Raw genomic sequence first — 13,735 nt, forward strand, 5'->3', positions numbered from 1 at the left:
CGGCCCTCGCTCATGTCGTCCGTTCACGCCTGGATACCCTGCGCCCATGACGGCCGACGCGCGTCCCGCGGCCGACCCCGGGGCGACGGTGCGCGCCCTCGTCGACCGCGGCCTGCCCCAGGACGTCATCGACGTCCACGCCGCCTGTCCGTACTACTCCGTGATCGAGCTGGAGCAACTGGGGGACGTCGATCTCCTCGACCTCCGCGACCGATTGGAAAGCGTCGTGTGGGTCGGCGACGAGGAGTTCGCCGCGCACGGGCTCGCCCCCGAGGACATCGCCGGGCTGCGGCGATGGGCGCTGGACTGGGAGTCCGATCTCGGGTTGCGGATCCTTGAGGAGTACGACGAGGAGTACGACGACTCCCAGGGCGCTGAACGCTGACGCGGAGGGTTTCGTAACAAAAGGCACCCACGACCTCTCACCACACCGGCCGCGGGGGTGAGAGCAAAGTTCCTTCGCGGTCACCCGGTGCCACAGGCAGGAAACGCGCTCTCCCTACCTTCGGGATCAGCCAGTCGTAGCAGGACCTGAGCCCCGTCGCACCGTGGAGGCGTCATGACAGCCCCTAGCACTGCCCCCGCACCCCAGAGCAGGGGCGGCCGCTGGATCGAGCAGTGGGATCCCGAGGACGAGACCTTCTGGAAGGAGACCGGGGAGAAGGTCGCCCGGCGGAATCTTCTCTTCTCCGTGCTGTCCGAGCACATCGGGTTCTCGATCTGGACCATGTGGTCCGTGCTGGTCCTCTTCATGGGCCCGGAGTACGGGCTCACCCCGGCCGACAAGTTCCTGCTGACCTCGATGGTGACCCTGGTCGGCGCGGTCGTACGGGTGCCGTACACCTTCGCCGTCGCGATCTTCGGCGGGCGGAACTGGACGATCATCTCGGCCGGCCTGCTGCTCGTGCCGACCGTCGCGGCCTTCGCCGTGGTGAAGCCGGGGACGTCCTTCGACACCTTCCTCTGGATCGGCCTGCTGGCCGGCATCGGCGGCGGCAACTTCGCCTCCTCCATGACCAACATCAACGCCTTCTTCCCGCTGAAGAAGAAGGGGTGGGCCCTCGGACTGAACGCCGGCGGCGGCAACATCGGCGTGCCCGTCATCCAGCTGATCGCGCTCGCGGTCATCGGGGCCAGTGGTGGGCCGCGGGTGCTGCTCGGGATCTACATCCCCCTCATCCTCGCCGCCGCCGTCCTCGCCGCCCTCTACATGGACAACCTCGCGTCCGTGAAGAACGACACCGGCGCCGCCAAGGACGCCGCGAAGGACGCCCACACCTGGATCATGTCGTTCCTCTACATCGGGACGTTCGGGTCGTTCATCGGATACGCCTTCGCCTTCGGTCAGGTCCTCCAGGTCCAGTTCGGGCGTACGCCGCTCCAGGCCGCGTACCTCACCTTCATCGGCCCGCTGCTCGGTTCGCTGATCCGTCCCCTCGGCGGCTGGCTCGCCGACAAGTACGGCGGCGCGCGGATCACCCTCTACAACTACGTCGGCATGGCCGCCGCCACCGGTGTCCTGATCGTCGCCAGCATGGAGAAGTCGCTCCCGCTCTTCGTCACCGTCTTCGTGGTCCTCTTCGTCCTCAGCGGACTCGGCAACGGCTCGACGTTCAAGATGATCCCCGGCATCTTCCAGGCCAAGGCCCAGGCCAAGGGGCTGGAGGGCGAGGCGGCCGCCGCTTACGGCCGACGCCTCTCCGGTGCCTCCATGGGGCTCATCGGCGCGGTCGGCGCGCTCGGCGGCGTCGGCATCAACCTCGCCTTCCGCCAGTCCTTCCTCACCAACGGCTCCGGCACCGGCGCCTTCGTCACCTTCCTCGCCTACTACGGCCTCTGCTTCGCGGTCACCTGGGCCGTATACCTTCGTCGTACGGCCACCCAGGGGCCGGCCACCGCGACCGCCGAGACGAAGCCGCAGCTCAGCTACGCCGAGGTGTGACGTAACACCGGCGACATGAAGCCGAACCGAGCCTGTCACGAGCCGTTGACAGGCTCGCTCGGCATGTAGGTCAGACGACTCGAGTGCGGGACGAGAGCCATGTACGAGCAACAGCAGGCAGCAGAGCAGCACGGCCCCCTCGCGGGGTTCACCGTGGGAGTCACGGCCGCGCGCCGGGCGGACGAACTCGGTGCGTTGCTCCAGCGCCGCGGGGCCGCCGTACTGCACGCGCCCGCCCTGAGGATCGTGCCGCTCGCCGACGACAGCGAACTGCTGACGGCGACGAAGGACCTGATCGACCAGGCGCCCGACGTGGTGGTGGCGACCACGGCGATCGGTTTCCGCGGGTGGGTCGAGGCCGCCGAGGGCTGGGGGCTCGGGGAACCGCTCCTGGACCGGCTGCGCGGGGTCGAGCTGCTCGCGCGCGGGCCCAAGGTGAAGGGCGCCATCCGGGCCGCCGGGCTGACGGAGGAGTGGTCGCCGTCGTCCGAGTCCATGGCCGAGGTGCTGGACCGGCTCCTGGAGGAGGGCGTCGAGGGGCGCCGGGTCGCCATCCAGCTGCACGGTGAGCCGCTGCCGGGGTTCGTGGAGGCACTGCGGGCCGGGGGAGCGGAGGTCGTGGGGGTGCCGGTGTACCGGTGGATGCCGCCGGAGGACATCGCACCCCTGGACCGGCTGCTCGACGCGTCGGTCTCCCGGGGACTGGACGCGGTGACCTTCACCAGTGCGCCCGCCGCCGCGTCGCTGCTCTCGCGGGCCGAGGACCGCGGTCTGCTGCCCGAACTGCTGGAGGCGCTCAACCACGACGTGCTGCCGGCCTGCGTCGGCCCGGTGACCGCGCTGCCCTTGCAGGCGCGGGGCGTGGACACGGTCCAGCCCGAGCGGTTCCGGCTCGGCCCGCTGGTGCAGCTGCTGTGCCAGGAACTGCCGGGCCGGGCGCGCGCGCTGCCCGTCGCCGGGCACCGGGTGGAGATCCGGGGCCACGCCGTCCTGGTCGACGGGGAGCTGCGCCCTGTGCCGCCCGCGGGGATGTCGTTGCTGCGGGCCCTGTCCCGGCGGCCGGGCTGGGTGGTGTCCCGGGCCGAGCTGCTGCGGGCGCTGCCGGGCGCCGGGCGCGACGAGCACGCCGTGGAGACCGCGATGGCCCGGCTGCGTACGGCCCTGGGGTCGCCGAAGCTGATCCAGACGGTGGTGAAGCGGGGCTACCGGCTGGCCCTGGACCCGGCGGCGGACGCGAAGTACGCGGACGCCTAGCAATGCGGACGCCTAGCAACGCGGGCGCCCGGTAAGCCGACGCCCAGTACGCGGGAGTACGCGGGCACCCGATACGCCGACGCCCGGTCAGCCGGCCCGGTCGGCCCCCTCAACCCTGCCCGCCCGCTCGGCCCGCCCCGCGCGGCTCCCCGTGGCCACCACCAGCAGCCCCGTCGTCACCGTCAGCAGCACCGCCCGCACCACGTTCCACGCCACCCACGGGTCCTCGAACTCCTCGCGCAGGGCGCCGTAGTCGCCGTTCTCCATGATTCCGTCGTTGAGGGGGATGTTGAGGACGACGGTGACGAGGAGGGCCAGGAGCGAGGTCGCCAGGGCCGCCCAGACCCAGCGACGGTGGTCCCGGCCCCGGGCCTGCCAGGCCGCCACCACCGTGAGCAGCGGGGCGCCCAGGAAGGTCAGGAAGAACACCGGGTTCTGGATGACGTCGTTGATGTCGCGCATCACCTCGACGTAGACGCGGTCGTCGCTGCGGGCCAGGGCCGGCATCACGGCGCACGCGAAGATGTAGAAGGCCCCGGCGATCAGGCCGGTGGCGACCGTGGCCGCGCCCAGGACGAGTCGGCTGCTCCTGCTGGTCTGTGTCATGCCTCCCAGTGAAGGCGGGCCGCGGGCCGCCGGACATCGTCGAGACGCGCGGCCGCATACGCGGGCGTCCAGGCCCGCCCCGGTACGAGGGGTTCCGGCGGCGCGGGCGGGAAGGCACTGTAAGAGGGAGCCCCGAAACAGCCCCGCACAGCCCGAAGCACCCCACCGACCCCTTTCGACCGGGGCACCCCTAGGCGGTGACAGGCACATGGCACTGGGTACGGCCACGGTCGCGTACGAGCTGCGGTTCGACGCCGGACGGATCTGTCTCGACCTCCTCGCGACCACCCACCCCGGGGAACGCCTCGACTCGACGGAGGTGCTGTGCGCCTGGATCGTCGGTTCGGGTCTGGTGCCCGACGGGACCGACCTGACGCGCGCGGACCCCTCCTGGCTCGTCGGCTTCCGTGAACTGCGGGGCAGGATCGGTCAGTTGGTGCGAGGCGCCCCGGGACACGGCTACGACCTCGCGCTCGCCCACGTCAACGACGTGGCCCGTACCGCGCCCCCGGCCCCGCGCGCGGCGAGGGACGAGGACGGGGTGCTGGTGCGGGAGTTGGCCGGTCCGCCGGACTGCGCGGCCCTGCTCGGGGCGGTCGCCAGGGACGCCGTGGAACTGCTCACGGACCCCGTCGCGCGGGCGGCGATCAGGGAGTGCGAAGGGGACAACTGCCCCATCGTGTACCTCGATACATCACGGGGACGGAGGAGGCGCTGGTGCTCCAGTGAGATCTGCGGGAACCGCGAAAGAGTGGCCCGGCACCGGCGGCGCGCGGCCCTCTCGCGCGCCTGACCGGTCGTTATGTCCCTTCTGTGGAGCGGCTGTCGAAGTGATTTCGATTACATATCGTTTACCGGCTCAACCTCACGGGGCGTAGTCGTGATCTTGCCTATGTGGCGGAAATGTAAAGATCACGCGGCGGGAATGTGCGCGCATGTCCTGTCTCGTCACGTCACTCAGAAGAAAACTGTCGTCGCACTTTGAACATCCAACTCCCCGCTTCCGTACCCGTAGTCGAGCGACCGACTGGGGGAACCCGGGACATCGGAGGTGGGCGTGCGCAAGGATTCCGTCGTGGCCAATGAACGTGGATCGAGGGCCCGACATCGCATGTCCCAGCCCTCGGAACCAGATGAGGAGCTGATGCGTGCCCTTTACAGGGAGCACGCCGGGCCTCTCCTTGCGTATGTCCTCCGGTTGGTCGCGGGCGACCGCCAGAGAGCCGAGGACGTGGTGCAGGAGACGCTCATCCGTGCCTGGAAGAACGCCGGACAGCTCAATCGAGCGACCGGATCGGTACGCCCCTGGCTGGTGACGGTCGCCCGGCGCATCGTCATCGACGGTCACCGCAGCCGGCAGGCCCGGCCGCAGGAGGTAGACCCGTCGCCGCTGGAGGTCATCCCCGCGGAGGACGAGATCGACAAGGCGCTGTGGTTGATGACGCTGTCGGACGCGCTCGACGACCTGACCCCCGCCCACCGGGAGGTGCTCGTCGAGACGTACTTCAAGGGGCGTACCGTCAATGAGGCGGCCGAGACGCTGGGCATTCCCAGTGGCACCGTCCGCTCGCGGGTGTTCTACGCCCTGCGGTCGATGAAGCTCGCACTGGAGGAGCGGGGGGTGACGGCGTGATGAGTGTGTACGGGGGTAACCAGGGATTCGGCACAGGTGGTTCGGGTATGTCTGGTTCCATGATGGGATCTCCGGTGCCGAACGAGCACGAGACCGTCGGCGCCTACGCTCTCGGGATCCTCGACGACGCCGAGGCGACCGCCTTCGAGGCCCATCTCGCGACCTGTGAATGGTGCGCCCAGCAGCTCGACGAACTCGCCGGCATGGAGCCCATGCTCGCCGCCCTCGCGGACCTGCCGGGAGCCGGCACACCCGCGATCGGGGAGTCGCTCTCCGCCAAGCCCAGCCCGCGGATCGTGAACAAGCTCGTGGACGAGGTCGCGGAGCGCCGGGCCCAGAAGCGGCGCCGCAGCTTCTACATGGTCGCGGCCGCGGCCGCGCTGATCATCGGCGGCCCCTTCGTCGCGATGGCGGCGAGCGGCGGCGACGACTCGGGCGGCGGGGCCAAGCAGGGCCAGGTCCTCGCGGGTACCGCCAAGGACCTCTTCGAATCCATGCCCGACAAGGTCTCCGCGACCGACTCCTCCACCGGTGTCAGCGCGACCGTCGCCATGCAGGAGAAGGACTGGGGCACCTCCCTCGGCCTGGAGCTCAAGGGCGTCAAGGGACCGCTCAAGTGCTCCCTGATCGCCGTCTCCAGCAACGGCGAGCGCTGGACGGCCTCCACCTGGTCCGTCGGCAAGTGGGGCTACGGCCTCGCGGACGGCAAGACCCCGGAGTCCAAGCAGCCGCTCTACATCGGCGGCGCGGTCGCACCGACGCTGAACGACATCGACCACTTCGAGGTCGTCACCTCCGACGGCAAGAAGCTCGTCCAGGTCGCCGCGTAACTTCCCGCCGGGCCCCCCTTCGCGTACGGTTGACGGCTGCCCAGCACGTCAGAAGGGGGCCCGGTGGCCGCTCAGGCTCAACCATCTGCGGTCGGCTCGGTTCAGGACTCGGTTCGGGACCGTGAGATCAGCGTCGAACAGGAACATCTGGACCAGGTGTACCGCCGCCTCGAGGAGAAGATCCACGAGGCGGAGTTCCTGATGAACGACGCGGCCAAGCGCGGCCAGGTCGGCACGCCCGGCGCACTCGCCGAACGGGACGCCCAGGTCTTCCGGGCCGGCGTCCACCTCAACCGGCTCAACAACGAGTTCGAGGACTTCCTGTTCGGCCGTATCGACCTGCTCCTCGGCAAGGACGGCAAGAAGGGCCCCGACGGCGCCTACACCGCCGTGGAACCCGCCGAGGGCGCGGTCCGCGACGACAACACCGCGGACATCGCGGAGACCCTGCACATCGGCCGGATCGGGGTCCTGGACGCCGAGTACGCCCCGCTGGTCATCGACTGGCGGGCCCCGGCCGCGGCCCCCTTCTACAGGTCCACTCCGGTGGATCCCGGGCGTGTCGTACGGCGCCGGGTCATCCGCTCCAAGGGGCGGCGCGTCCTGGGTGTCGAGGACGACCTCATGCGCCCCGAGCTCAAGGCCCTCCTCGACGGCCACGAGCTGGCCGTCATCGGCGACGGCGCCCTCATGGCCGCGCTCGGCCAGGCCCGCAGCCACACCATGCGGGACATCGTCTCCTCCATCCAGGCCGAGCAGGACCTGGTCATCCGGGCCCCCGCCGCCTCCGTGACCTACGTCGAGGGCGGCCCCGGCACCGGCAAGACCGCCGTCGCCCTGCACCGGGCCGCGTATCTCCTCTACCAGGACCGCCGCCGGTACGCGGGCGGCATCCTCATCGTCTCGCCGACCCCGCTGCTGGTCGCGTACACCGAGGGCGTCCTGCCGTCCCTCGGCGAGGAGGGCCAGGTCGCCATCCGCGCGATCGGCTCCCTGGTCGACGGCGTCGAGGCCACCCTCTACGACTCCCCGTCGGTCGCCCGCTCCAAGGGCTCGTACCGGATGCTGAAGGTGCTGCGGAAGGCGGCCAGGGGAGCGCTGGAACTGGGCACCGGCGGTTCCGTGCGGGCCCCCGGGCGCTCCGACTCCGGGCAACTCGCCTTCGGTGACTTCGGTGAGGGGGACGCCGGTTCCGGGGGCGGGGACGGGGCCGAGGCCGTCGTAACCCCGCAGTTGTCGGCAGGACCCCCCACCCGGCTGCGGGTGGTCGCCTTCGGGCGGAGGCTGGAGCTGGAGGCGGACGAGCTGGAAGGGGTGCGGCGTACGGCGCTCAGCGGCACCGCGCCCGTCAACCTGCTGCGGCCCCGGGCCCGCAAGCTGCTGCTGGACGCGCTGTGGGCGCGGTCCGGGGCGGGCGGCCGGCACACCGATCCGGAGCTGGCCGCCGAGCTGCGGTCGTCGTTCGACGAGGACATCGTCTCGGAGGACAGCTTCGTCGAGTTCCTCGACGCCTGGTGGCCCGAGCTCACCCCGAAGGCGGTCCTCGCCGCCATGGCCGACGAGCGGCGGCTGGGCCGCTGGGCGCGCCGCATCCTCAACCCCGGCGAGGTCCGCAAGGTCGCCCGCTCGCTGCGGCGCGACGGCCACTCCGTGCACGACATCGCCATGCTCGACGAGCTCCAGGCGATCCTCGGCGTCCCGGCCCGCCCGCGGAAGAGACGCGACCTCGATCCGCTCGACCAGCTCACCGGCCTCGATGAGCTGATGCCGGTGCGCGAGGAGTCGCAGCGCGAGCGGGCCGAGCGGCTCGCCCAGGAGCGCGTCGAGTACGCCCACGTCATCGTCGACGAGGCCCAGGACCTCACGCCGATGCAGTGGCGCATGGTCGGCCGCCGCGGCCGGCACGCCACCTGGACGGTCGTCGGCGACCCGGCCCAGTCCTCCTGGTCCGACCCTGACGAGGCCGCCGAGGCCCGCGACGAGGCCCTCGGCACCCGTCCCAGGCGCCGCTTCCAGCTCACCGTCAACTACCGCAACCCCTCCGAGATCGCCGACCTCGCCGCCAAGGTGCTGGCCCTCGCCATGCCAGGGGCCGAGTCCCCGCGGGCCGTACGGTCCACCGGTGTCGAGCCGCGCTTCACCGCCGTGGGCAGGTCCCTGGCGGAGACCGTCCGCGCCGAGGCCGCACGGCTGCTCGGGCTCGTCGACGGCACCGTCGGCGTCGTCGTCGCCATGCAGCGGCGCGAGGAGGCGGCACGCTGGCTCGCGGGACTCGGCGACCGGGTCGTGGCGCTCGGCAGCCTGGAGGCCAAGGGCCTGGAGTACGACGCCACGGTCGTCGTCTCCCCCGCGGAGATCGCCGACGAGTCACCGGCCGGCCTGCGGGTCCTGTACGTCGCCCTGACCCGGGCGACGCAGCAGCTCACCGTGGTCTCCGGGGAGCGCGACCAGCCGGACGGAGCGGGCGTACCGGACCTGTTGCGGGACTGAACCAGCGGTACGGGAATGGCCTTGCAGGATCCGTTTGTTAGCCTTGTCGTGACACCGGCCCGATCCAAGCCCCCGGGCCCAACCTTCGTCCCTCAGAGGGACCACTTGCCGCGAGGCGAGCATGGCGGGTCGGTGTCACTTCCCTCTCTGCACTGTGAACAAAACGTTCGCAATCCATCGCGGCTAACGCCTACTCATCAGTAGGTGCGACGATCGGACGGCATCAGCACCACAGGTGAAAGCAGAGGAAGTCGGCCATGGCAACGGCGCCCAGCGTCTCCTACTCGATGACGGTCCGGCTGGAGGTGCCCGCGAGCGGAACCGCCGTATCGCAGCTCACCACCGCCGTGGAGTCCTCCGGAGGCTCGGTGACCGGCCTCGACGTCACCGCGTCCGGTCACGAGAAGCTCCGGATCGACGTCACGATCGCGGCCAGTTCCACCAACCACGCCGACGAGATCGTCGAGGAGCTCCGCAAGATCGAGGGCGTCACCCTCGGCAAGGTCTCCGACCGTACGTTCCTCATGCACCTCGGCGGCAAGATCGAGATGGCGTCCAAGCACCCCATCCGCAACCGCGACGACCTCTCCATGATCTACACCCCGGGCGTGGCCCGCGTGTGCATGGCGATCGCCGAGAACCCCGAGGACGCCCGCCGCCTCACCATCAAGCGCAACTCCGTTGCGGTCGTGACGGACGGCTCGGCCGTGCTGGGCCTGGGCAACATCGGCCCCAAGGCCGCCCTGCCGGTCATGGAGGGCAAGGCAGCCCTCTTCAAGCGGTTCGCCGGCATCGACGCCTGGCCGCTGTGCCTGGACACCCAGGACACCGACGCGATCGTCGAGATCGTCAAGGCCATCGCCCCCGGGTTCGCCGGCATCAACCTGGAGGACATCTCCGCGCCGCGCTGCTTCGAGATCGAGGCGCGCCTGCGCGAGGCCCTCGACATCCCCGTCTTCCACGACGACCAGCACGGCACCGCGATCGTCGTCCTCGCCGCGCTCACGAACGCACTTCGCGTCGTGGGCAAGGAGATTGACGGTGTGCGCGTCGTCATGTCCGGCGCCGGCGCGGCCGGTACGGCCATCCTCAAGCTGCTGCTCGCGGCCGGCGTGAAGAACGCCGTCGTCGCCGACATCCACGGCGTGGTGCACGCGGGCCGCGAGGACCTGGTGGACGCAGCCGCCGACTCGCCGCTGCGCTGGATCGCCGACAACACCAACCCCGAGGGGCTGACGGGGACGCTGAAGGAGGCCGTGCGCGGCGCCGACGTCTTCATCGGCGTCTCGGCCCCGAACGTCCTGGACGGCGACGACGTGGCCGCCATGGCCGAGGGTGCGATTGTGTTCGCGCTCGCGAATCCCGACCCCGAGGTCGAGCCGACGGTCGCCCGTCAGACGGCCGCCGTGGTGGCCACCGGCCGCTCCGACTTCCCCAACCAGATCAACAACGTGCTGGTCTTCCCGGGTGTATTCCGCGGTCTGCTGGACGCGCAGTCCCGTACGGTCAACACCGAGATGATGCTCGCGGCCGCGAAGGCTCTCGCGGACGTCGTCACCCAGGACGAGCTGAACCCGAACTACATCATCCCCAGCGTGTTCAACGACAAGGTCGCGGGCGCGGTGGCCGGTGCGGTGCGGGACGCGGCGAAGGCCGCGGGGGCGACGGCGTAGGGCCCTCGTCCCGGTCTCCGGACCCCGCGTCTACAGTGGGTGTCGGATGTTTGTTCGGCTGTGAGGATCGCCACGGCGGTCCTCCGGCCCGGCGCGTCGCGGAACCGGGCGCTTCACGCCACCCTCTAGGGTGGCGCCACGCCCAGGCCTCTGTTCGTGTGACCCCCTAGGGTGTTCATGCGAGTCCTACGGGTGCCGGATTGGCTTTCCCGCAGCAGGTAGGGGCAGGATGCGTCCCTGGGCGCGAGCGCATCGGCTTCGCTGTGCCTCGTGTGCGGCACCGCCGCGAGGCACACCCCAACGGCAAGAAGAACACGGGAGTAACAACATGAACCGCAGTGAGCTGGTGGCCGCGCTGGCCGACCGCGCCGAGGTGACCCGCAAGGACGCCGACGCCGTTCTGGCCGCGTTCGCCGAGACCGTCGGCGAGATCGTCGCCAAGGGTGACGAGAAGGTCACCATCCCCGGCTTCCTGACCTTCGAGCGCACCCACCGTGCCGCTCGCACCGCGCGCAACCCGCAGACCGGCGACCCGATCCAGATCCCGGCCGGCTACAGCGTCAAGGTCTCGGCGGGCTCCAAGCTCAAGGAAGCCGCCAAGGGCAAGTAGTTCTGACGGTGCGTCTCGGGACGACGTACACGTCTCAGTAACGCCAATGGGGCGGCTCCTCTCACCGAGGGCCGCCCCATCGTCGTACGTACGACCGGGTGCTATCCGAGCGCCTTGCCCGGCAGCTCCACCTTCGCCCCCAGCTCCACGAGCTTCTCCATGAAGTTCTCGTAGCCGCGGTTGATGAGGTCGATGCCGTGGACCCGGGACGTGCCCTGGGCCGCCAGCGCCGCGATGAGGTACGAGAAGCCGCCGCGGAGGTCGGGGATGACCAGGTCGGCGCCCTGGAGGCGGGTGGGGCCGGAGACGACCGCCGAGTGGAGGAAGTTGCGCTGGCCGAAGCGGCAGTTCGAGCCGCCCAGGCACTCGCGGTACAGCTGGATGTGCGCACCCATCTGGTTGAGCGCGGAGGTGAATCCGAGGCGGGACTCGTAGACCGTCTCGTGGATGATCGACAGGCCGGTGGCCTGGGTGAGGGCGACCACCAGCGGCTGCTGCCAGTCCGTCTGGAAGCCCGGGTGCACGTCGGTTTCGAGCGCGATGGACTTCAACTGGCCGCCGGGGTGCCAGAAGCGGATGCCCTCGTCGTCGATCTCGAAGGCACCGCCCACCTTCCGGTAGGTGTTCAGGAACGTCATCATCGAGCGCTGCTGGGCGCCGCGGACGTAGATGTTGCCCTCGGTCGCCAGCGCCGCGGACGCCCAGGAGGCGGCCTCCAGACGGTCCGGCAGGGCACGGTGGTTGTAGCCGCCGAGCCGGTCCACACCCGTGACGCGGATGGTCCGGTCGGTGTCCATCGCGATGATGGCGCCCATCTTCTGAAGGACGCAGATCAGGTCCTCGATCTCCGGCTCCACCGCGGCGTTGGAGAGCTCGGTGACGCCCTCGGCGAGGACCGCCGTCAGCAGGACCTGCTCGGTCGCGCCCACCGACGGGTAGGGCAGCCGGATCTTCGTACCGCGAAGCCGCCGCGGCGCCTCCAGGAACTGCCCGTCCGCGCGCTTCTCGATCGTCGCGCCGAACTGCCGCAGCACCTCGAAGTGGAAGTCGATGGGCCGGCCGCCGATGTCGCAGCCGCCGAGGCCGGGGATGAAGGCGTGCCCGAGCCGGTGCAGCAGCGGACCGCACAGGAGGATCGGGATCCGCGAGGAACCCGCGTGGGCGTCGATGTCGGCGACGTTCGCGCTCTCGACGTGCGTCGGGTCCATCACCAGCTCGCCCGGCTCCTCACCCGGACGGACCGTCACCCCGTGCAGCTGGAGCAGTCCTCGTACGACACGCACGTCACGGATGTCCGGAACGTTGCGCAGTCGACTCGGCTCGCTGCCCAGCAGGGCGGCGACCATGGCCTTCGGTACGAGGTTCTTCGCACCGCGGACACGGATCTCGCCCTCCAGCGGGGTTCCGCCGTGGACAAGCAGTACGTCGTCAGAGCCGTTGACGGTCATGTATCTCGCGTTCCGATGAGTCGGGCAGGGGCCAGAAGGGAAAGGGTAATCGCCGCCCACCCCTCTTCTGTAAGCCCAAGTGCGGCCCAGCCACGTCATAGCTCTGTCACAACACGAACTGCTAGGCGGCGGGCACATGGGGTCACTGGCGCCTGGCGTGCGCTCACGGCGCATCGTTGCGCTCTGAGCTGCAACCACTCCCTTAAGGGCATTGCCTCCCCACCGCGCGGGAAGATGCGGGATCATGTCTGGCATGACCGAGGTGTCCTCGCTCACAGGGCGGTTGCTCGTGGCAACACCCGCCCTGGCGGACCCGAACTTCGACCGCGCGGTGGTGCTCCTTCTCGACCACGACGAGAAGGGCTCCCTCGGTGTCGTTCTCAACCGCCCCACCCCGGTGGACGTCGGCGACATCCTGGAGGGCTGGGCCGACCTCGCCGGCGAACCGGGTGTCGTCTTCCAGGGCGGCCCGGTCTCCCTGGACTCGGCGCTCGGGGTCGCCGTCATCCCCGGCGGCGGCGCCGTGGACGGAGCCCCGCTGGGCTGGCGCAGAGTGCACGGGGCGATCGGCCTGGTCGACCTGGAGGCCCCGCCGGAACTGCTCGCCTCGGCCCTCGGAAGCCTGCGCATCTTCGCCGGTTACGCCGGCTGGGGCCCCGGCCAGCTGGAGGACGAACTGGTCGAGGGCGCCTGGTACGTCGTCGAGTCGGAACCCGGCGACGTCTCCTCCCCGTCCCCGGAGAGACTCTGGCGCGAGGTGCTGCGCCGCCAGCGCAACGAACTGGCGATGGTGGCGACGTACCCGGACGACCCTTCGCTCAACTGATCCATGTGAGCTTCAGTACCCTTGCCTCATGAGCACTCTCGAGCCCGAGCGCGGGACTGGTACGGGGACCCTCGTAGAGCCGACGCCGCAGGTGTCCCACGGTGACGGTGACCACGAGCGCTTCGCCCACTACGTCCAGAAGGACAAGATCATGGCGAGCGCCCTCGACGGGACCCCCGTCGTGGCGCTGTGCGGCAAGGTGTGGGTGCCCGGCCGCGATCCCAAGAAGTACCCGGTGTGCCCCATGTGCAAGGAGATCTACGAGTCCATGGGTTCCGGGGACGACGACAAGGGCGGCGACAAGTAGGACCGTCGCTGCCTGACTGAGCTTCGTGAGGCCCCTGGGGTGCGCTGTGTGCGCCCCAGGGGCCTTTCGCGTGTCACGGATTGGTTGAGACCTCTTGTGGGCGTGTTCATGCAACC

The 13,735-nt window shown here is 70.2% G+C and carries 13 protein-coding genes; 11 read left to right on the forward strand and 2 right to left on the reverse strand.

What is annotated here, in order from left to right; all coding sequences use genetic code 11:
• Nucleotides 1–46 precede the first annotated feature (46 nt).
• The 3 genes from G3I78_RS38040 to G3I78_RS38050 all read left to right on the forward strand — a co-directional run bounded on the left by G3I78_RS38040 (nucleotide 47) and on the right by G3I78_RS38050 (nucleotide 3,196).
• Nucleotides 47–385, forward strand: a complete 339-nt coding sequence (locus tag G3I78_RS38040; protein ID WP_164433364.1) for a hypothetical protein — start codon at nucleotides 47–49, stop codon at nucleotides 383–385.
• A 174-nt stretch (nucleotides 386–559) separates the two neighbouring features.
• Complete coding sequence (locus tag G3I78_RS38045) at nucleotides 560–1,942, forward strand: nitrate/nitrite transporter (RefSeq protein WP_164433366.1); 1,383 nt, start codon at nucleotides 560–562, stop codon at nucleotides 1,940–1,942.
• Nucleotides 1,943–2,041: 99 nt separating this feature from the next.
• Nucleotides 2,042–3,196 (forward strand): uroporphyrinogen-III synthase, encoded by a 1,155-nt coding sequence (locus G3I78_RS38050; RefSeq protein ID WP_164433368.1) that lies wholly within the window; start codon nucleotides 2,042–2,044, stop codon nucleotides 3,194–3,196.
• Nucleotides 3,197–3,283: 87 nt separating this feature from the next.
• On the opposite strand, the gene G3I78_RS38055 is transcribed toward G3I78_RS38050, so the two are convergent.
• Nucleotides 3,284–3,802 carry an anthrone oxygenase family protein gene (locus G3I78_RS38055; RefSeq protein WP_164433370.1) on the reverse strand — a complete coding sequence of 173 codons (519 nt, stop codon included), beginning with the start codon at nucleotides 3,800–3,802 and terminating at the stop codon, nucleotides 3,284–3,286.
• A gap of 208 nt (nucleotides 3,803–4,010) precedes the next feature.
• Here G3I78_RS38055 and G3I78_RS38060 point away from each other — a divergent pair, with 208 nt between their 5' ends.
• The 6 genes from G3I78_RS38060 to G3I78_RS38085 all read left to right on the forward strand — a co-directional run bounded on the left by G3I78_RS38060 (nucleotide 4,011) and on the right by G3I78_RS38085 (nucleotide 11,038).
• A complete protein-coding gene (locus tag G3I78_RS38060) occupies nucleotides 4,011–4,595 on the forward strand; it encodes an ABATE domain-containing protein (RefSeq protein WP_164433372.1) in 585 nt (194 codons plus the stop codon).
• A 318-nt stretch (nucleotides 4,596–4,913) separates the two neighbouring features.
• Nucleotides 4,914–5,435: a sigma-70 family RNA polymerase sigma factor gene (locus tag G3I78_RS38065; RefSeq protein WP_010039908.1), complete on the forward strand. Its 522-nt coding sequence runs from the start codon at nucleotides 4,914–4,916 to the stop codon at nucleotides 5,433–5,435.
• 59 nt (nucleotides 5,436–5,494) lie between these two features.
• Complete coding sequence (locus tag G3I78_RS38070) at nucleotides 5,495–6,265, forward strand: zf-HC2 domain-containing protein (protein WP_164433374.1); 771 nt, start codon at nucleotides 5,495–5,497, stop codon at nucleotides 6,263–6,265.
• Between the two features lie 63 nt (nucleotides 6,266–6,328).
• A complete protein-coding gene (locus G3I78_RS38075) occupies nucleotides 6,329–8,755 on the forward strand; it encodes a UvrD-helicase domain-containing protein (RefSeq protein WP_164433376.1) in 2,427 nt (808 codons plus the stop codon).
• A gap of 257 nt (nucleotides 8,756–9,012) precedes the next feature.
• Nucleotides 9,013–10,428: an NAD-dependent malic enzyme gene (locus G3I78_RS38080; RefSeq protein ID WP_164433378.1), complete on the forward strand. Its 1,416-nt coding sequence runs from the start codon at nucleotides 9,013–9,015 to the stop codon at nucleotides 10,426–10,428.
• Nucleotides 10,429–10,756: 328 nt separating this feature from the next.
• On the forward strand, nucleotides 10,757–11,038 hold the full coding sequence (locus tag G3I78_RS38085) for an HU family DNA-binding protein (protein WP_007382399.1): 282 nt from the start codon (nucleotides 10,757–10,759) through the stop codon (nucleotides 11,036–11,038).
• Nucleotides 11,039–11,139: 101 nt separating this feature from the next.
• Here G3I78_RS38085 and murA read toward each other — a convergent pair whose 3' ends face one another.
• Entirely contained in the window at nucleotides 11,140–12,486 is a 1,347-nt protein-coding gene (gene murA / locus G3I78_RS38090) for a UDP-N-acetylglucosamine 1-carboxyvinyltransferase (RefSeq protein ID WP_164433380.1), read from the reverse strand.
• Nucleotides 12,487–12,739: 253 nt separating this feature from the next.
• Between murA and G3I78_RS38095 the strand changes: the two genes are divergently transcribed.
• The gene (locus G3I78_RS38095; protein WP_164433382.1) at nucleotides 12,740–13,312 is read left to right on the forward strand and encodes a YqgE/AlgH family protein; all 573 of its coding nucleotides are present in this window, start codon (nucleotides 12,740–12,742) and stop codon (nucleotides 13,310–13,312) included.
• Between the two features lie 28 nt (nucleotides 13,313–13,340).
• Nucleotides 13,341–13,619 carry a DUF3039 domain-containing protein gene (locus G3I78_RS38100; RefSeq protein ID WP_057610823.1) on the forward strand — a complete coding sequence of 93 codons (279 nt, stop codon included), beginning with the start codon at nucleotides 13,341–13,343 and terminating at the stop codon, nucleotides 13,617–13,619.
• The last annotated feature ends 116 nt before the right edge of the window (nucleotides 13,620–13,735 follow it).

Source organism: Streptomyces sp. SID13726, assembly GCF_010548375.1.
Taxonomy (GTDB): domain Bacteria; phylum Actinomycetota; class Actinomycetes; order Streptomycetales; family Streptomycetaceae; genus Streptomyces.